General features: G+C 65.1%; 15 protein-coding genes. 9 read left to right on the top strand and 6 right to left on the bottom strand.

Annotation, left to right across the window (positions count from 1 at the left end; translation table 11 throughout):
- Window positions 1-42 precede the first annotated feature (42 nt).
- Complete coding sequence (gene cysB / locus A7D27_RS12345; protein WP_069561995.1) at window positions 43-1017, top strand: HTH-type transcriptional regulator CysB; 975 nt, start codon at window positions 43-45, stop codon at window positions 1015-1017.
- Between the two features lie 48 nt (window positions 1018-1065).
- Here cysB and A7D27_RS12340 read toward each other — a convergent pair whose 3' ends face one another.
- The gene (locus tag A7D27_RS12340) at window positions 1066-1341 is read right to left on the bottom strand and encodes a hypothetical protein (protein WP_069565061.1); all 276 of its coding nucleotides are present in this window, start codon (window positions 1339-1341) and stop codon (window positions 1066-1068) included.
- 4 nt (window positions 1342-1345) lie between these two features.
- Window positions 1346-2080, bottom strand: a complete 735-nt coding sequence (locus tag A7D27_RS12335; protein ID WP_069561993.1) for a phosphoadenylyl-sulfate reductase — start codon at window positions 2078-2080, stop codon at window positions 1346-1348.
- Between the two features lie 192 nt (window positions 2081-2272).
- On the opposite strand from A7D27_RS12335, the gene thrH reads away from it, so the two are divergent.
- Complete coding sequence (gene thrH, locus A7D27_RS12330; protein ID WP_069562036.1) at window positions 2273-2890, top strand: bifunctional phosphoserine phosphatase/homoserine phosphotransferase ThrH; 618 nt, start codon at window positions 2273-2275, stop codon at window positions 2888-2890.
- 53 nt (window positions 2891-2943) lie between these two features.
- Here thrH and pabB read toward each other — a convergent pair whose 3' ends face one another.
- Window positions 2944-4284 carry an aminodeoxychorismate synthase component I gene (gene pabB / locus A7D27_RS12325; RefSeq protein WP_069565060.1) on the bottom strand — a complete coding sequence of 447 codons (1341 nt, stop codon included), beginning with the start codon at window positions 4282-4284 and terminating at the stop codon, window positions 2944-2946.
- A gap of 256 nt (window positions 4285-4540) precedes the next feature.
- Between pabB and A7D27_RS12320 the strand changes: the two genes are divergently transcribed.
- The 7 genes from A7D27_RS12320 to A7D27_RS12290 all read left to right on the top strand — a co-directional run bounded on the left by A7D27_RS12320 (window position 4541) and on the right by A7D27_RS12290 (window position 15322).
- Window positions 4541-7252, top strand: a complete 2712-nt coding sequence (locus tag A7D27_RS12320) for a LuxR C-terminal-related transcriptional regulator (RefSeq protein ID WP_256557161.1) — start codon at window positions 4541-4543, stop codon at window positions 7250-7252.
- Complete coding sequence (locus A7D27_RS12315) at window positions 7249-9948, top strand: LuxR C-terminal-related transcriptional regulator (RefSeq protein WP_069565059.1); 2700 nt, start codon at window positions 7249-7251, stop codon at window positions 9946-9948. The genes A7D27_RS12320 and A7D27_RS12315 overlap by 4 nt, the downstream gene beginning before the upstream one ends.
- A 241-nt stretch (window positions 9949-10189) precedes the next feature.
- On the top strand, window positions 10190-10630 hold the full coding sequence (locus tag A7D27_RS12310; protein WP_069561990.1) for a DUF6160 family protein: 441 nt from the start codon (window positions 10190-10192) through the stop codon (window positions 10628-10630).
- Between the two features lie 87 nt (window positions 10631-10717).
- Window positions 10718-11479 (top strand): C39 family peptidase, encoded by a 762-nt coding sequence (locus A7D27_RS12305; protein WP_069561989.1) that lies wholly within the window; start codon window positions 10718-10720, stop codon window positions 11477-11479.
- Between the two features lie 78 nt (window positions 11480-11557).
- A complete protein-coding gene (locus tag A7D27_RS12300; RefSeq protein WP_069561988.1) occupies window positions 11558-12565 on the top strand; it encodes a flagellar protein FilC in 1008 nt (335 codons plus the stop codon).
- A 16-nt stretch (window positions 12566-12581) separates the two neighbouring features.
- Window positions 12582-14171 (top strand): outer membrane protein transport protein, encoded by a 1590-nt coding sequence (locus A7D27_RS12295; protein WP_170832290.1) that lies wholly within the window; start codon window positions 12582-12584, stop codon window positions 14169-14171.
- Window positions 14171-15322: a MalM family protein gene (locus A7D27_RS12290; RefSeq protein ID WP_069561986.1), complete on the top strand. Its 1152-nt coding sequence runs from the start codon at window positions 14171-14173 to the stop codon at window positions 15320-15322. The genes A7D27_RS12295 and A7D27_RS12290 overlap by 1 nt, the downstream gene beginning before the upstream one ends.
- A gap of 80 nt (window positions 15323-15402) precedes the next feature.
- Here the strand turns inward: A7D27_RS12290 and A7D27_RS12285 are convergent, their stop codons facing one another.
- Genes A7D27_RS12285 through A7D27_RS12275 form a run of 3 tightly spaced genes read right to left on the bottom strand, consistent with a single transcriptional unit; the run spans window position 15403 to window position 18465 of the window.
- Window positions 15403-16389 carry an alpha-L-glutamate ligase-like protein gene (locus A7D27_RS12285; protein WP_069561985.1) on the bottom strand — a complete coding sequence of 329 codons (987 nt, stop codon included), beginning with the start codon at window positions 16387-16389 and terminating at the stop codon, window positions 15403-15405.
- A 4-nt stretch (window positions 16390-16393) separates the two neighbouring features.
- The gene (locus A7D27_RS12280; RefSeq protein ID WP_069561984.1) at window positions 16394-17920 is read right to left on the bottom strand and encodes an inactive transglutaminase family protein; all 1527 of its coding nucleotides are present in this window, start codon (window positions 17918-17920) and stop codon (window positions 16394-16396) included.
- Window positions 17921-17925: 5 nt separating this feature from the next.
- Complete coding sequence (locus tag A7D27_RS12275) at window positions 17926-18465, bottom strand: ATP-dependent zinc protease (RefSeq protein WP_069561983.1); 540 nt, start codon at window positions 18463-18465, stop codon at window positions 17926-17928.
- Between the last annotated feature and the right edge of the window lie 187 nt (window positions 18466-18652).

The raw sequence follows: 18652 nt of genomic DNA, 5'->3' as shown, positions 1-18652 counted from the left end.
CACTGACCACTCACGCGTCGCCATCTGCTCCGAGGGACATCTATGAAGCTTCAGCAACTGCGCTACATCTGGGAGGTGGCGCACCACGACCTGAACGTGTCAGCCACCGCGCAGAGCCTCTATACCTCGCAGCCGGGCATCAGCAAGCAGATCCGCCTGCTCGAAGATGAGCTGGGGGTCGAGGTCTTCGCTCGTAGCGGCAAGCACCTGACCCGCGTGACGCCTGCCGGGGAACGAATCATCAACACGGCCGGCGAGATCCTTCGCAAGGTCGAAAGCATCAAGCAAATCGCCCAGGAGTTCTCAAACGAGAAGAAGGGCACCCTCTCCATCGCCACCACCCACACTCAGGCGCGCTATGCGTTGCCATCGGTGATCAGCAGTTTCATCCGCCAGTATCCCGACGTGTCCCTGCACATGCACCAGGGCACCCCGATGCAGATCGCCGAGATGGCCGCTGATGGGACCGTTGACTTCGCTATCGCCACCGAAGCGCTGGAGCTGTTCGGCGACTTGGTGATGATGCCCTGCTACCGCTGGAACCGTTGCGTGATCGTGCCCCAGGGGCACCCCCTGGCCAAGCTGCCGAAGCTCACCCTGGAAGCCTTGGCGGAGCACCCCATCGTCACCTATGTGTTCGGTTTCACCGGGCGCTCCAAGCTGGATGAGGCCTTCAGCCACCGTGGGCTCACACCGAAGGTGGTGTTCACTGCGGCTGATGCTGACGTGATCAAGACCTACGTGCGGTTGGGCCTTGGGGTCGGCATCGTGGCGAAGATGGCGGTCGATGCCAAGCTGGACAGCGACCTGGTGGTACTGGATGCCAGCGAACTGTTCGAGTCCAGCGTGACCAAGATCGGCTTTCGCCGCGGCACGTTCCTGCGGGGCTTCATGTGCGACTTCATCGAGAAGTTCGCCCCCCACCTGACCCGCGACATGCTCGCCAAGGCTGTGCAGTGCCACAACAAGGTGGAACTGGACGAGCTGTTCCAGGGCGTGCAGCTTCCCACCTACTGATTGCCTCCCTTCAACGAACACGCCCGGCAATCGCCGGGCGTGTTCGTTTCAGCCTGCCTCCAGAACCTCGTGGAGGAATTCGTGGAAGACGGTGTAGACCCGCTCGCGGCCGTCGTCCGTCCGCACCACGAAGAATGGCGCGCTGTCCACGCCGTAGAGTTGAGCCGCGATCCAGCCCGGGCCCGTAGGGTCACGCTCGTCCGCCACCAGGGTTCGGTCGATGCGCGACAGGTGGTTGCCCCGTTCCAGCAGTCGCATCACATCCTTGCACTTTGCACAGGCCGTTCCATCGGCCAGGACCTTGGTCACCAGTGTGATGCGCATCGTGTCACTCCCGGGCGATCAGGTTGCCCGCGTGCAGCCCGCACTCTTTCTGGGTGGCTTCCTCCCACCACCAGCGGCCTTCGCGTTCGTGCTGGTTGGGCAGCACGGGGCGGGTGCAGGGCTCGCAGCCGATGCTGATGAAGCCGCGCTCGTGCAGCGGGTTGTAAGGGACCTCCAGCATGCGGATATAGGCCCAGACCTCTTCGCTGCTCATCTGTGCCAGGGGGTTGAACTTGTAGAGAGGTTTATCCGGCGTGGAGAAGGCGCCGTCCACTTCCACGGCAGCCACCTTGCTGCGGGTGCCGGGGCTCTGGTCGCGGCGTTGGCCGGTGGCCCAGGCGCTGACGCCCGATAGCTTGCGTCGCAGCGGCTCGATCTTGCGGATGCCGCAGCACTCCTCGTGGCCGTCCTTGTAGAAGCTGAACAGACCCTTCTCACGGACGAAAGGCTCCAGCCTGGCAGCGTCGGGGGAGAGCACCTCGATGGCGATGTCGTAGTGCTCACGGACCTTGTCGATGAAACGATAGGTTTCCGGGTGCAGGCGGCCGGTATCCAGGCTGAATACCTTCACGTTCTTGTTCAGCTTCCAGGCCATGTCCACCAGCACCACGTCTTCGGCGCCGCTGAACGAGATCCACAGGTCGTCGCCGAACTGCTCGAAGGCGAACTTGAGGATTTCCTGGGGGGATTTGCTGGCGTAGGACGCAGCAATATCGGTGACGTCGAAGGGGTGGCTCATCAGGCGGACTTCCTACTGGCTGCGGCGCTACGCGCTCTGTGGCGGCGGATGGTAGCAAAAGCCATTTATGCGCCTAAATAACCATACGGAAGGTGGACTGCCTGTTTCGGATATAAGGCGTCGCGTTGCGTGCCCGGCGAGGGAAAGGCTAGAGTGCCGCCTCCTTTACAAGCCAATAACGGGGAAATGCTCGTGGAAATCGCCTGTCTCGACCTTGAAGGTGTGCTGGTTCCTGAAATCTGGATCGCCTTCGCCGAAAAAACCGGAATCGAAGCGCTCAAGGCCACCACCCGCGACATCCCCGACTACGACGTTCTGATGAAACAGCGCCTGCGCATCCTCGACGAGCACGGCCTGAAGCTGTCCGACATCCAGGAAGTGATCGCCACCCTCAAGCCGCTGGACGGCGCGGTGGAGTTCGTCGACTGGCTGCGTGAGCGCTTCCAGGTGGTCATCCTTTCAGACACCTTCTACGAGTTCTCCCAGCCGCTGATGCGCCAACTGGGCTTCCCGACCTTGCTGTGCCACCGCCTCATCACCGACGAGACCGACCGCGTCGTCGGCTACCAGTTGCGCCAGAAGGACCCGAAGCGTCAGTCCGTGATTGCCTTCAAGAGCCTCTATTACCGCGTGATCGCCGCCGGCGACTCGTACAACGACACCACCATGCTCTCCGAGGCCCATGCCGGCATCCTCTTCCACGCCCCGGACAACGTCATTCGCGAGTTCCCGCAGTTCCCGGCCGTGCACACTTACGAGGACCTCAAGCGCGAGTTCCTCAAGGCGTCCAACCGCCCGCTGAGCCTCTGAGCCCAGCCATGAAAAAGCCCGCGCAAGCGGGCTTTTCTGTCTCTGGCCCCGGCTTACAGCGCTTCCAGGGTACGCAGCAGGACCTGAACCTTGGTGATCGACTCGCGGTACTCCGCCTGCCAGTCCGAGTCGGCCACGATGCCGCCGCCGCCCCAGCAGCTTGCCTGGCCGTCCTTCACCAGCAGGGTGCGGATGGCGATGGAGCTGTCCATCTCCCCCCGCACGTCCAGGTACAGCAGCGAGCCGCAGTAGATCGAGCGGCGTGTCGGCTCCAGCTCGTCGATGATCTCCATCGCGCGGATTTTCGGCGCTCCGGTGATGGAGCCGCCGGGGAAGCTGCCTGCCAGCAAGTCCAGCGCGTCCTTGCCCTCGGCCAGCTCGCCGCGAACAGCACTGACCAGGTGATGCACGTTGGGGTAGCTCTCCAGCGCGAACAGCTCCGGCACCCTCACGCTGCCGATGCGGCAGCTGCGCCCGAGGTCGTTGCGCAGGAGGTCGACGATCATCAGGTTCTCGGCGCGGTCCTTCGGGCTGCAGAGCAGGTCGTCGGCGTGCGCCTGATCCTCGTCCGGGGTCAGGCCGCGCGGGCGCGTGCCCTTGATCGGGCGGGTCTCCACCTGGCCTTGGCTCAGGCGGATGAAGCGCTCGGGGGACAGGCTGACGATCGCGCCGGCTTCCAGCGCCAGGTAGCCCGAGAAGGGCGTCGGACAGGCACCGCGCAATGACAGGTAGGCACCCCAGGGGTCGCCGTCGCAGGGGGCCTGGAAGCGTTGGGTGAAGTTCACCTGGTAGCAGTCCCCGGCACGAATGTAGGCCAGGATGCGTTCGATGCCCCGACGGTAATCCGCCTCGCTGATGCTGGCCGCGAACGGTGCCTTGAGGCGGAAGGCGCCCGCTGGCTGCGCTGTCGGCTCGCTCAGCAACTGGATCAGCCGAGTGCGTTCGTCATCGGCCACCGCGGGGTGGAAGACCAATTGGCTGGTGCGCCGCTCATGGTCGCTCACCAACGCCCAGGCATACAGGCCCAATCGGGCGTCAGGCAGCCCCAGGTCATCCCGAGCCTGTGCGGGAAGGCACTCCAGGCGGCGACCGAAGTCATAGGCGAAATAACCGATCAATCCGCCCGTGAATGGCAGCTCCACGCCGTCCGGCGCCTCGCAGCGCCCCAGTTGGTGCAGCGCCGCGCGGAGGCGGTCAGCGAAGTCGTTGGCCGATTCGTCGGTACCTGGCGCAAGTTCTGCCAATGGCCAGGCGCTGAATAGGTCATAGCGTCCACGGCTGGCGCCGGGTCGCCCTGCATCCAGCAGCACCGCCCCGGGTGCATGGCGGATGTGCGAGAAGCGCATTCCCGGATCTTCGTGATAAGGCAGGGGGTGTACGAGACAGTTGGGCATAGGACAAAGCAAGCAGGGCGACAGCGGATTCTAGGGAAACTCTGAAAAAGTTCCAATTTTGCCTCGCTGCCGTTTCGGGCAGTGCATGCTTGCCAGGGTGAAACGGACTTTTTCAAGACCGCCCCAGGTACGGCTGTAGAGTCGATGCTAGAGCGATTTCCCAAGTTTACGCAGGAAATGCATTCTGATAATTATGGACAGGTCCCGCGGGGGGAACCCCCCGTCCCACAATGATAAAGACACAGGGATACAGGCCGTGGATGCAGTTCTCGACCCCGCTGCCGGCAGTTTCTTGCGCTCGCAAACGATGACGCCCCGGGCGTCTGCCGGCTATTTGCCACGACCGCAGATCCAGGCGGCCATGGCGGCATACCCACAAGCTCGATTGCTGCTGTTCTCGGCTCCGGCCGGTTTCGGCAAGAGCACTGCCCTGGCCTCGCTTGCCGAACAACGTCGGCAGGCCAGCAGCGCCGTGGCCTGGCTTTCGCTGGGCAGTGAGGACGACGATCCCGCGCGTTTCTTCCTGAAGCTCAGCCATGCGCTGGACGAGGCCGTGCCCGGCCTGGCCGATCCTGCCCGCGCCTTCCTGCAGAACACCATGCAAGTGCCCGTCGCAGCGGTGCTGGAGAGCCTGCTGGTGGGGCTTTCCGCCCTCGACCAGCCGCTGCTGCTGGTGCTGGACGACCTGCACCTGGTCACCGATGCCGAAATTTTCAACGCCCTGAGTCGATTGGTGAAGCTGGCGCCACCGGGTTTCAGCCTGGCCATTGGCAGCCGCTCCCTGCCGCCGATGAACCTGGCCACCCTGCGGGCCAAGGGCTGGCTGCTGGAGGTGGGGCTGGACGAATTGCGCCTGACCGAGGACGAAACCCGCGCCTACCTTGAGCGCAGTGGCATCGTGTTGGACGACGCCACCCTGTCCGCACTGCACCAGCGCACCGAGGGCTGGATGATCGGCGTGCACCTGGCCAGCCTTTGGCTGCGCCACCAGCCCCAGGCCGCCGAGCAGGTGCAGACCCTGGGTGCCGACCAGGCCGCCGTGGGTGACTACCTGCTCACCTCCGTATTCGAACAACTGCCCGCCGACCTGCAGGAAGCCCTGCTGGCCCTGGGCATCGCCAGCCAGCTCAGTGGCGACCTGGCCAATGCCCTCACCGGGCGCAGCGATGGCCAGGCCCTGCTGGAGCGGCTGGAGACCATGCAGCTGTTCCTCCTGCCCCTGGATCGCGAGCGCCAGTGGTACCGTTTCCACCACCTGTTCGCCGACTTCCTCCGGGGCCGGTTGCGCGCCCGTGACCCGGACCGTTTCCAGCAGTTGCACTTCAACGCCAGCCTGTGGTTCACCAACCACCACATGCAGAACCTCGCCATCGAGCACGCCTGCCTGGCCGAGGACCCGGAGATGCTCGCGGCCCTGGTGGACGGCTGCGGCCTGGAGCTGATCAACCGCGGCCAGCTCAACCAGATCTACCGCTGGCGCCAGCAGGTGCCGGACGACATCGCCGCGCGCTACCCCACCCTGGTGCTGGCCGACGTATGGAACAGCGCCACCGAACTGGCGCTGCCCGAAGCCAACCAGATGCTCGACGACCTGCTCGCCCGCTGGGGCGGGGAGGGCTGCCAGGCTCCCGTCAGTGACAAGTACCTGGCAGCGCTTGCGGTCAAGGCCGCCATCGCCTTGCAGAAAGACGACCTCGACCTGTGCGTGACCCTGGCACGCAAGGTCGAAGGCCACCTGGGGCAGAACGAAGCCTTCCTCGAAGTGGCCATGCTGGTCATCGGCGCCCTGGCGCTGTCGATCCTTGCCCAGCCCGACCACGCTCGCCGCTTGCTGGCCCTGGCCCAGCAGCGCAACCACTTCCTCGAAGGGCGCTACCTCGACATGCAACTGGGCAACGTCGAGGTGCTGCTCGCCCTGGAGCAGGGCCAGGTCAAACAGGCGCAGCTTCTCCACGAACAGATGCGCGCGCGCCTGGTGCCGCTGTTCGACGAACGCTCCCGCGCCCTGGCCTTGCTCGCCATCATCGAAGCGCTTATCGCCTACCACCAGGGCCGGCTGGACGGCCTGGAGGAGCGCCTGCGCTGGGCCCTCGGGCATGTCGACGTGATCAAACCGATCGATATCTACGCCCAGGGCATGCTGTTCCTCGCCCGCGTCCAGCGCATGCAGGACCGCTCCAAGGAGGCCCAGGCCACCCTGGTGCTGATGCAGAACCTCGCCGCCCGCAACCAGTCCTGGCGCTTCTACGCCCAGGCGGTGGCCGACGAGGTGACACTGATCCTTCAGGAGCCGGCCACCGACCGTATCAAGCGTGCCGAGCAGCGCCTCAAGGCCGTGGACTGGGACAAGCTCGCCGCCGACTACGTCCGTCGCGGCTTCAACCCGGTGCTCTGGACCCAGGGCCTGCTGCGGGTGCGCCTGCAGCAGGCGCGCGGGCACTACAGCGAGGCACTGCACGAGATCAACCAGTTGCGCGCCCAACTGCTGCCCGGCTGGCACGGCCTGCAGCGCTTGCGGCTCGACCTGCTGGCAGCGCTGAGCTACCAGCGCCTCGGCTACCAGGAGCGGGCCCACAGCCTGCTGGTGCAATGCCTGCTGAGTGCCGAGCGCGAAGGCATCCGCAGTCTGTTCGTCGAAGAGGGCGATGCCATCCGCCTGTTGCTGCAACAGTTGGAAGCGGCGGAGCGCCAGCCCTCCCTGCAGGGCTTCATCCGCGAATTGCTGGCCATCTGGCCGGGGCAGGACGTGCGCAAGGCCCAGGACGTGCTGGAGGAGGGGCTGACCGAGCGTGAGCGCGAGGTCGTGCTGCTGGCCGCCGAAGGGCTTTCCAACGAGGAGATCGGCCAGCAGCTCTCGCTGGCCCTGGGGACCGTCAAATGGCACCTGCACAACATCTACGAGAAGCTCAAAGTGCGCAATCGCACCCAGGCCATCCGTCGGGCCCGGGAGCTGGGGTTGTTGCCGTGAACAGCGTCAGCCAGCCGTTCCACCTGCTGCGCACCAAGCTCTACCCGCCGGAGGTCGGCGGTCAGCCGCGCCTGCCGCGCCAGGTGCTGATCGACCGCCTGTGGGAGGCACGTGAGCGCCGCGTGCTGGTGCTCAGCGCGCCGGCCGGCTTTGGCAAGAGCACCGTGCTCAGCCTGTTCCGTGAGGCGTTGCAGCGCGAGGGCGCACGAGTCGCCTGGCTCTCCTGTGACGAGTCGGACAGCGAGCCGCAGCGACTGCTGCAGTACCTGGTGGCGGCCGTCGAGGCGGTGATACCCGGTTTCGGCGCCAACACCGCCGGCCTGCTCTGCGGCGAGGTGAACTGGCCGGTGGAGGCCATCATCGATGCCTTCGTCAGTGACCTGCAGCGCCTGGAGGACGAGCTGTACCTGATGCTCGACGACTTCCACCGCATTCGCCACGCCAGCCTGGAACAGGGCGCTCGCCACCTGGTGGAACGTCTGCCCCGCAACGTGCACCTGATCAGCAGCACCCGCTTCACCCCGCGCAGCCTGTTCGTCGAGAACGAGGCCTTCATGCTCCAGGCCGAGGACCTGCGCCTGTCCCTGGAGGAGACCGAAGTCTACTTCCGCGACGTGCGCCCGCTGGAGCTGAGCCGCAGCGAACTCAAGCAACTGCACGCGCGCACCGAGGGGTGGATCACCGCGCTGCATCTGGCCAGTCTGGCGCTGGCGCGGTATCCGGATCGCGCGGCCTTCCTCGCCAGCCTCAGCGGCACCGAGCGCAACATCGCTGACTACCTGGCCGAGGACGTGGTCAACAGCCTGCCGGTGACCTTGCAGCAGTTCCTCGATCAGACCTCGGTGCTGGACGAGTTCTGCGCCGACCTGTGCAACGCTCTGACCGGCCGGCGCGACGGCCTGGACATGCTGATGCGCCTGCAGCGCGAGCAGCTCTTCGTCATCGCCCTGGACGAGCAGGGCGAGTGGTTCCGCTACCACCACCTGTTCGCCGAGTTCCTCCAGGGGCGCCTGGCGCGACACGGCGACAGCGCGACCCTGCTGCACGCCGCTGCCCGCTGGTGCGAGAGCCATGACCTGCCCGACCGGGCCATCAAGTACGCCCTGAGGGGCCGGGATTTCGCCTTTGCTGCCGAGTTGCTGGAGCGCCAGGGCGCGCGGCTCATCGCCGGTAACCGGGTCTACGGCATTCTTTCCATGCTCAAGGACGTGCCGGCGGAGGTAATCCGCGAGCACCCGGTGTTCCAGATCTTCTACGCCTGGCAACTGGCCTTCGAGCAGAAGTTCGCCGAGTCCGAGGCGCTGATCGAAGAAGTCAGCACGCGCCTGCTGCAGGGGCGCGGCAAGGTCATCCACTTCGGACTCGGCGAGCTGCTGGCCGCGTCCCAGGTGCTCAAGGCCCTGGTGCTGCTCTACCAGGACAAGCTGGAAGCCTGCCTCAAGGTGGCCCGCCAGTGGCTGGCCATGGTGCCGGACAACCAGCCGGTGTTCCGCGCCAGCCTCGCCTGCGTACAGGCGGCGGCCTATGCGTTGCTGGGGGAGTTCGGTGATGCCGCCGGCTCCATTGCCGCAGCGCGGGAGTGCCTGCGCCTGGTGGACAGCGAATACCTGCACGTCATGACCAGCCTGATCGAGTCGCTGATCTGCAAGGAGAGTGGCGAACTGGAGCGTGGGCGCTCCATCGCCGAAGTCGCCCGGGGCCGTGTCGAGCGCGTGTTCGGCCGCCGCAGCCGGGTCGGCGGGCCGCTGGTGCTGGCCTACGCCGACCTGCTCTACGAGCAGGACCGCCACGCCGCCGTGCTGGCCGAACTGCCCCTGGCCACCACCTGGCGCGACGTGGCCACGCCGGTGGAGCTGATAAGCCGAGGCCAGCTGGTGATGGCACGGGCGCGGTTCTTCGCCGGTGAATCGGAGCTGGCTCTCAATCAACTGGACGACTGGCTCGCTGGGCTCCAGGGCCCTGGCTACGAGCGGGTCTTCGCCCACGGCATGAGCTGCAAGGTGCAGTTCCTGCTCTGGTTGCGCCGGCCCAACGAGGCCGAGCGAGTCTGCCTGCAACTGGAACGCCACCTGGCGCCGTTGTCCCAGGCCCGTTATGCCGACGCCCATACGGTGCTGGCGCTCTCCCAGGCACGACTCGCCCTCAGTGAGCGCCGGCCGGAGAAGGCCCAGTCCGTGCTGGAGGCCTGCCTGGCGCGGCAGGGCGCGGAACACCAGCGTGACCGCCGCCTGCGCCTGTCGCTGTTACTTTCCGTGGCGTACTGGCGCAAGGGTAACAGCGACAAGGCATTCGCCCTGTTCCAGCCCGTGCTGGAAGAGGCCTGGAACCGGGGCTACCGGCGCCTGTTCCAGGACGACGCGCTCTGGTTGCTGCCGTTGTGGGAGGCCTGGCGTGCTGCCGATCCCAAGCGCGCCGGGGTCTGGCAGGGTTTGGCCGATAACCTGAGCGAGCAGTGCCGTCGCCTCAACGTCGATCCGGAGACCTTCGACGACAACCAGGACATCAGCCACCGGGAGCGGGAGATCCTCCGTTTCGTGGCGGCCGGCTTGTCCAACCGTGACATCGCCCAGGCGGTTCACCTCTCAGAAGCCACCATCAAGTGGCATCTGCACAACCTGTTCGCCAAGTTGGGTGTGCGCAGCCGCACTCAGGCGGTGCTCAAGGGCAAGAGCCTGGGCCTGCTCAGTGAGGCCTGATGTGATTAATGCGGTAGGACTCGCCATGCTCCATCCCTTGGATGGGCTGGCAGCCGAGCAGGCGCTCGGTAACGTGGAATCAGGTCGGGGCGCCCTGCGTGCTCCGAGTCCGAAGCGGGAGCGCATAGGGAAGCAGCGCCTGCAACGGAGGTCGGCCAGGCCGATCCAACTGTCGCCGATGAGGAGGTAGGCGGCAGGCCCCCGGGGCAACCCACCTGTGAGAATCTTGGAGATAAAAACAATGAAAAGCTTCAAACAACTGGCTCTCGCCGCTGCTGTGCTCGCTGCTCCGTTCATGGCCCAGGCTGATTTGAAAGCCATGGATGACTCAGCCCTTTCGGGCGTCACCGGTCAGGATGGCATCAGCATCTCCGGTAACTTCAACGGCACCATCGGCAGCGTCGTCTACACCGACAAGGAAGGCTCCGCTTCCGGCAGCCTGCGCCTGGACACCATCGCCTTCACCGGTTTCAACATCTCCGACAGCGCCCCGATCCTGGTCGACGTGATCGACGGCGGTGCCAGCGGCAACGACAAGCTGCAGATCACCCTGCCGACCATCACCGGTCAGCTCAGCGTCGGCGCCATCCGCATGGGTGATGCCACCGCTGCCAGCATCGGCTCCCTGGCCGTCAACGACATGAACCTGGCCGGCACCACCATCAAGGTCTGGGGTCACTGATCCGCGCGTTCGACCTGTAGTCCGGAAGGTCCCGCCGAGCCCCGTCGGCGGGACCTTCCTCATCGCAAGTCCTGATTCGGAACGGCAATGATCGAGATACTGGTTGGCAGCCTGTTGGGCCTGTTCGGCTTCACCCAGGCCGTGGACACCAAGCCGCAGCCCCAGGGTTCCGTGAACCTGACGCAGTCGCTCGCGCCCAACGGCCCTTACCGGGAGACCGTGAACATCGAGCCGATGAGTCAGTTGCAGTTCCGCAATGTGATCCGCCAGGCCTACGACTACAGCTGTGGCTCAGCCGCATTGACCAGCCTGCTGGACTACTACTTGGGGCGTAACCTGCAGGAACGCCAGGTGATGGAAGGGCTGCTGCGCTATGGCGAGGCGGACAAGATCGTCGAGCGGCGTGGCTTCTCCCTGCTGGACATGAAGCGCTTCGTCACCGCCCTGGGCTACAAGAGCGGCGGTTTTCGCGCTGAATTCGAGGACCTCGACAAGCTGGAGCACCCGGCGCTGGTCCCGATCCACTACGGCGGCTTCAAGCATTTCGTGGTGGTGCGCGATGTCTACAACGATCACGTGTTCGTCGCTGACCCTGCCCTGGGGAACATCAGCTTCACCCGCACCCGATTCGAAGAGGTGTGGGACCAGAACGTGCTGTTCGTGATCTACCCGACCGGTGCGGAACCGCGTAACGCGATGGCCCTGACCGAGCGCGACCTGCGCCTGGTGGATGACAGGACCATCAGCCTCCTGGCGTTCCAGCAGTTTCCGCAGATCACCAAGTTCACCGAAAACCAGTTGGATGAGTTGGGCTCGGGAGGCGATATCCGTTACTACCGACGCAAGTGAGCGTGCCGTCGGCAGGCCATCCCGGCCAGTAAAAAGAAGAACCCGCATAAGTTAGAAAAATAACCAGGGGACCGTGCCATGGGAGTGAGGGGTTACGCATGGCTGGCCATGCTGGCGCTGGGCGCCTGCGGGCCGCTGTGGGCCGAGGAGAACTCGGTGGACGAGGCGCGTGAAGCGCTGAGCAAAAAGGACGGTGACGCCGACAGCGCCAAGGCGCTGGAGCAGGTGTTCCAGGCATCGGAGAAGAGCTACACGCTGCTGAAGAAGGGTGAGCGCACGCTCACCTACGGCTTCGACTACTCGCTGACCCGTGATGTGCAGATCGAGCAGGTGCGCACCGGGAGCAACGTGTACAGCGTGATCCCGCGCAGCGAGGCCCAGCACACCTTCACCAACTCCTTCACCTTCGACTACGGCGTCTGGGACAACCTCACCTTCAGCGTGCGGCTGCCCTTCATCGCCAAGTACGACACCGAGCGCGACCTGAATGTCTACAGCCTGGGCGATGTGTCCGCCAGCCTGCGCTGGCAGCCCTGGTCGGCCACCCGCGGCAAGCCGGTCACCACGCTGTTCGCCACCTTCGGCCTGCCTACCGGCCAGAGCCCCTACGACATCAACCGCGAGTCGGACCTCTCCACCGGCAACGGCTACTACAGCCTGGGCGTGGGGGCCAACACCTCCTACGTGATCGACCCGGTCGTGCTGTTCGGCTCGGTCGGTTACACCTACAACATGCCGGTGCACAACATCCACCAGAACGTTGGCGGACGTGAGCTGGTGGACGTGGACCCGGGCGGCACCCTGTCCATGAGCATGGGGTTCGCCTACGCGCTGTCCTATGACGTCTCCCTGGCCACCTCCTACCAGATGGCCTACAACACGCGCCCCACCTACACCTTCTCCGACGGCAACAAGGCCGAAGGCAGCGAACAGACCAGCGCGATCATGAACTTCTCGCTCGGCCTGCGAACCTCGCCGGACTACATCGTCAACGTCAACGCCGGCTTCGGCATGACCGAGGACTCCCCGGACGTGATGCTCGGGTTCTCCGTTCCCCTGGACATCAAAGGCCTGAAGGCCCAGTAACCGGCGAGGCGACGACATGACGATGCGTATTTCGCCGCTGGCCTTGGCGCTGGCGGGGGTGGGGCTCGGTTGGGCGGGGGGCGCACAGGCGCAGTTGGCCAACGACCTGACCATCGGCAACCCCAAGGCCATGGCCATGGCCAATGCCGTGACCGCCGACTCCACTGGGATCGATGCGGTGCACTACAACCCGGCGGCCCTGGTCAAACTCAAGGGCCGCCAGACCACGGTGAAGATGATCGCCGGGGTGATGGACATCCGCGCCAAGTTCGATGCGCCCGCCGACTACGGCTTCTTCGGCTACAAGAACGACAGCGTGGCCGGTGCCAACAGCCGCACCCTCACACCGGCCATGTACCTGCCCGGCATGGGCGGCATGACCGACATGCCGCTGCTGGCAGCCCCGCTGGCGGGGCTGTCGATCAACCCGCCGGGCTCCAAGTTCACCTTCGCCACCAACGTCTACGCGCCCATGGCGCTGGGCTACTCGCGGGATTCGGACAGCGATCCGGCGCGCTTCCAGGGGCGCCAGGTGGCGATCCAGCGCATCACCTATTTCTCGCCCTCACTGGGCTACCAGGTGAACGACGAGCTGGCCCTGGGGCTGTCGGTGGGGTTCTCCCACCAGGCGATGGCGCTCAACCAGGACTTTCGCGCACCGGGGATGCTCACCGGCTTGGCTGCCCTGGCTCACGACACCATCTGCCCAGGGATGGGCACGATCATCGGTCCGATCCTGAACGTCTGCGGCGGACGCATCGGCCCCTTCGACTCGCTCGCCAACCTGGACCTGGACATGCAGGAGTCGCTGTCGCCCACCTGGAACATCGGCGTGCTCTGGGAGCCCACCGACTGGTTCGCCTGGGGCGCCACCTACCAGAGCGAGGCCCGCATGCACCTGCAGGGCAAGTACCGGGTGGACTACTCCAGGGAGTGGCAAGGGTTCTGGAGCGGCTTCCAGTCGGCGGTATTCGGCCAGATCCTCAGCCCGCTGTTCCCGTATGGGCGTACCGACGAGGAGAGCGGCAACGCCACGCTGACCATGACCTACCCGGACAATTTCTCCACCGGGATCAAGATCAAGCCGTTCGAGCGCTGGCAGTTCAACTTCGACCTGAAGTGGTCCGGCTACAGCGACTGGAACGAGTTCGAGATTGAATTCGACCGTGAGCTGGACATGCTGCGCATCGCCAAGACCTTCGGTGGCGGCAAGGCCACCGCCACCAGCATCACCCTGGACCGCGGCTACCGCGACACCTGGAGCTGGGCGGTGGGGGCGCAGTACGACGTGACTGACCGCCTGGCCTTGCGCGCCGGCTACGAGTTCCGTCCCTCGGCCATTCCGGACGACAAGGCCGACGTGCTGGCGCCCATTGGCGACGCCCACCTCTACGGGCTCGGCCTGGGCTACCGCTGGGACAAGGACACCAGCATCGACCTGGGCGTTAATTACTTCGTCACTTCGCAGAAGACCATGGCCGGGGAGAGCTGCAACATGAACTGCGATGGCCTGGACAAGATGGTCTACAACCCCTACGCCGGGATGAACGTGGAAACCTCGGTCAAGGCGTTGATCATGGCATTCACCTACACGACGACCTTCTGATGAAGACGCTCATTTCCGTCCTGCTCGCCCTCTCCATCCTGCCGACGGTACAGGCCAGCGGCGGGCGCTACCTGACCTGGATCGACGACAACGGCCGCGTGCACAACAGCTTCGTCGACGACCGCTACAGCCAGCAGCAGCAGGAGGCGGCCCGGCGCGTCAGCCGCAGCGATCTGGAGCGGCTGAAGGAGCAGGGTGCGGCCGGCTGGGGCGCGGCCGGTGGCGAGCAGAAGCGTCGCTATTTCACCTGGGTGGATGCCAGCGGCAACCTGCAGAACAGCTTCTACGCCGCCGGCCAGGTGCCGGCGGGCCAGCGTGACTACCTGCTGCCCAGCGGGCATCGCGCGGGCGAGTACATCGATGCCGACGTGCTGGAAGGGCGCGGTTACTCCCGCCCGGAGAACGGCACCGGTTACTACACCTGGGTGGACGACCAGGGGCGCACCCACAACTCCCCGGTGCCGCCGAAGGACGGCACCAGGGCGGTGGCCAGCGTCGGCCAGCCAGTGGCTTACACCGAGAGCCGTGAGGTGGTGTTCGAGCGCAAGGCGCCGATCCTTCCCGCTCTGGACGGCCAACCCAGCGAAGCCATGAAGGCTCTGCTGGAAGGCAGCGAGGAGCGCAGCCGCGTGCTCTACCAGGAGCTGGTGGAGCAGTGCTGTGGCCAGTTGTCCGATTCGGCCTTCACCGAACTGTCCGCCGAGGAGCCGCGTTACGAGGAGCTGAACCGCTTCTCGCCGAGCTTCACCTTCCCCATGGGGCGCAGCTACTACGCCGCCGTGCGCCTGCCGCGCTCGGGGCGGGAGTACGGCTTGCGCATCCGCAGCTTCGCCAATCGCCAGGTGGTCTACCCGTCGATCCTCTTCCTCGACGAGGCCAAGCGGCCGACCCGACTGGTGAGCGACGCGGTGTACCAGCTCCACGGCGAGACCTGGTACCGCTACGCCTACATCGAGGGCACCGTGCAGGTCCGCGCCAACCAGGGCGAGCGCTATGCGCTGTTGCTCACTACCGACGAAGACCGCGCGGTGAAGACCCTGGACAACAAACCCTACAAGCGCCCACTGCAGGACCTCGCCCTGAGCGAGACCGGCATGCAGGTGCATGAGCATTCGGATGAGGGGGCGTTCGAGCTGGCTATCTTGCGGTAACGTCGGGCTGCTCTGTCGCCTGGCGACCTGCCATGAAAAAGCCCGGCATCGAGCCGGGCTTCTTCATGGGGGAGGACGGGTCAGACTTCCGACGGCCGTACGTTGCCGAACAGTGCCTGGGAGAAGCGCACGCGCTCTTCCGGGGACTCCTGGATGCCCTTGGCCTTCAGCTCTTCGAGGCGGGCCTCGACGGCGTGGGCACGGTGGGTCAGGCCGCAGTCGTTGGCGATCTGGATGTTCAGGCCCGGACGGGCGTTGAGTTCCAGGATCAGCGGGCCCTTGTCCACGTCCAGCACCATGTCCACACCGATGTAGCCCAGCCCGCACAGCTCGTAGCAACCGGCCGCCAGCTTCATGAAGCCGTCCCAGTTGGGCAGCTGCACGCCGTCCACTGCGTTGGTGGTGTCCGGGTGCTTGGCGATCTTGTTGTTCAGCCAGGTGCCGCGCAGGGTGATGCCGGTGGCGAGGTCGACGCCCACGCCGATGGCGCCCTGGTGCAGGTTGGCCTTGCCGCTGGACTGGCGGGTGGGCAGGCGCAGCATGGCCATCACCGGGTAGCCCATCAGCACGATGATGCGGATGTCCGGCACGCCTTCGTAGCTGATGCTCTTGAAGATCGGGTCCGGGGTCACGCGGTACTCGATCAGCGCGCGGTCGCGGTGCCCGCCGAGGGAGTAGAGGCCGGTGAGGATCGAGGAGATCTGATGCTCGATCTCCTCGTGACTGATGATCTTGCCGGAGACGGTCTTGTAGCGGCCTTCGAAGCGGTCGGCGATCACCAGGATGCCGTCGCCGCCGGCGCCTTGCGCCGGCTTGATCACGAAGTCGTTACGCTCGCCGATGATCTCGTCGAGCTTGTCGATCTCCTTCTCGGTGGAAATGATCCCGTACATCTCGGGTACGTGGATCCCCGCCTCGATGGCGCGCTGCTTGGTGATGATCTTGTCGTCGACGATCGGGTACAGGTGCCGCTTGTTGTACTTCAGCACGTAGTCCGCGTTGCGTCGGTTGATGCCCATGATCCCTTTGGCTTCAAGGGCTTTCCACGTCTTGATCAGGCCGAACATGGGCTCAGTCCTTCACGAAGGCTTTGAAGCGGAACAGTTCGGTCAGGCGGTAGCCGCGGTAGCGACCCATCGCCAGCATGAAGCCCACCAGAATCAGCAGCACGGCCGGGAAGGTGAAGATGAAGTAGGTCAGCTCCGGCACGGTCATCAGCAGGTGCGCCAGGGTGGCGGCGAACAGCGTACCGATGGCGACCTTGAAGGCATGGCCACCGCCGCGCTCTTCCCAGGTGATGGACAGGCGTTCGATGGTCATGGTCAGGATCACCATCGGGAACAGGGCGACGGACAGGCCGCGCTCCAGGCCGAGCTTGTGGCTGAGCAGGCTGATCACCGCGATGAGGATCACCACGAACGTCAGTACCACCGACAGGCGCGGCAGCATCTGCAGCTTGAGGTGCTCCAGGTAGGAGCGCAGCGACAGGCCAAGCGCCGTGATGATGGTGAACAGGGCGATGCCGAAGCCCAGTTGGGTCTCGCGGAAGGCCAGGGCGATCAGCACCGGGGTGAAGGTGCCGAGGGTCTGCAGGCCGCCGAGGTTGCGCAGGATGAGGATCACCAGCACACCGATCGGGATCATGATCATGATCTGGTAGGTCTGCTGGGTCTGCAGCGGCAGGCCGTAGAGGGAGTATTCGAGGAAGTCGGCGTCGGTGTTCTCGTCGGTCAGCTTGGCCAGGCGGATGGCGTTCATCTCGCTGTTGTTCAGGCTGAAGGTCACCTGGGCCTTCTTGCCGCCGTCGACGGTGATCAGCGGCTCGTCGCCGGTCCACCACACCAGGCGATCACCCGGCAGGCCCTGCTGGCCGGTCTCGGGGTTGAAGTAGAGCCAGCTCTCGCCGTTGAAGCTGCGCAGCCAGAGCTCGGGGCTCTGCGGCTGGTCGGCGGCGAGGCGGATGGTGTGCACGCGCTCCATCGGGACGTGGGCGATGGACAGCAGCAGTTCGATGACCTTGGCCTTGTTCGGCGTGCCGGCGTCGCCGCCGAGCAGCAGCTTGACGTTGTCGTCGTTGGCGTTGTTGACGCGCTTGATGGTCTCGCTGATGAAGGTCTCGACGTCCGCCGAGTGCTGGCGGATGGGCGCCAGCAGGGCTTCGGCGGCGATCTTCTCGGCGCCTTCCACCGGGATGCTGTCGCGGAAGATCGGCCCTTTGTCTTTGGGCTTCTCGCCGCTGTAGCGCTTGGTCAGCACCAGGCGGTAGTAGAGGGTCTGGTTGCCACTGGCGCGACGGGCGGACCAGGTCACCTTGCGGTTGCCGTCCACGCGATTGATGCTCACGCCGTAGTTGTTGGAGATGAAGCTCTCGTTGAGGCTGACGTAGTCCCGGTTCAGCGGCGGTACGAACATCTGCACCTTGATCGGGTCGCGCGGGCTGGCCTGGAACTCGACCTTGGCGTCGATGTTCCAGAGGTCGTCGGTCTCATCCTCGGTGATCGGGATGCCCTGAATGAAGATCTGGTAGGCCGTTATCAGAATGCCCAGGCTCACCAGCAGGGTGATGAGGGCTTTCAGATGCAGGGTAAGAGAGCGCATGTGAGTTACTCGGCAGCGTTTGCGTCAGTGGCACAGCCGGGTTGGCCGGCAGCGTATTTAAGGCTCGGGTCGACCAGTGCATCGAAGCGCTTGAGCGCCTCGGAACCGATCAGGAGCGGGTATTGGAAAGCGCTTCGGTCGGTGAGGTTCACTTCGATCCGCCGCAGGGCGCTGCCCATGCACACGTCCAGCTCGATGACCGGGCGTGCGGTGTAACGCTTGTCGTCTTCCTCGGGGTTGTAGTCACCGGCACGCCGCTTGATCTTGCTGATCCGCGCCAGGGGGCGCTCGATCGGATGGGCGTGGGTGTCGTCGATGGCGAGGTAGAAGCGCACCCACGACTCTCCGTTCTTCTTGAAACGCTTGATGTCGCGGGCACTGAGGGAAGCTGTCTTGGCCCCGGTGTCCAGTTTGGCGGCGATCACCAGATCAAGGTCGGAAAGGCGGGCGTATTCGTTCAGACCGTAAATGGTCTTGCCGTTGGCGAGGCTGAAGCCTGGCAGGCTCGCCAGGCACAGGAGCAGGGCTAAGGGCTTGTAAGTCATGAGTCCTTGGATGCGGTTCGGGATCCTGATGCCCGGCGCGAGGACCATGGCCCCGGCGTCTGGCGAAAGAGTCTAGCAGGCAAACGGATGGCGCCTCGCCAGGCGCATGAGGCGCGCATTCTAGCATGTGGGTTTTCCACGGCGACAGCCGGCCCATGTGCTTTGTGAAGGCGCTGGCGCCTTTATA

The organism is Pseudomonas sp. 1D4 (genome assembly GCF_001728925.1).
Classification (GTDB): Bacteria; Pseudomonadota; Gammaproteobacteria; order Pseudomonadales; family Pseudomonadaceae; genus Metapseudomonas; species Metapseudomonas otitidis.
The sequence above is the reverse complement of the archived record's forward strand: the minus strand, read 5'-3'. Positions and strand labels throughout refer to the sequence as shown.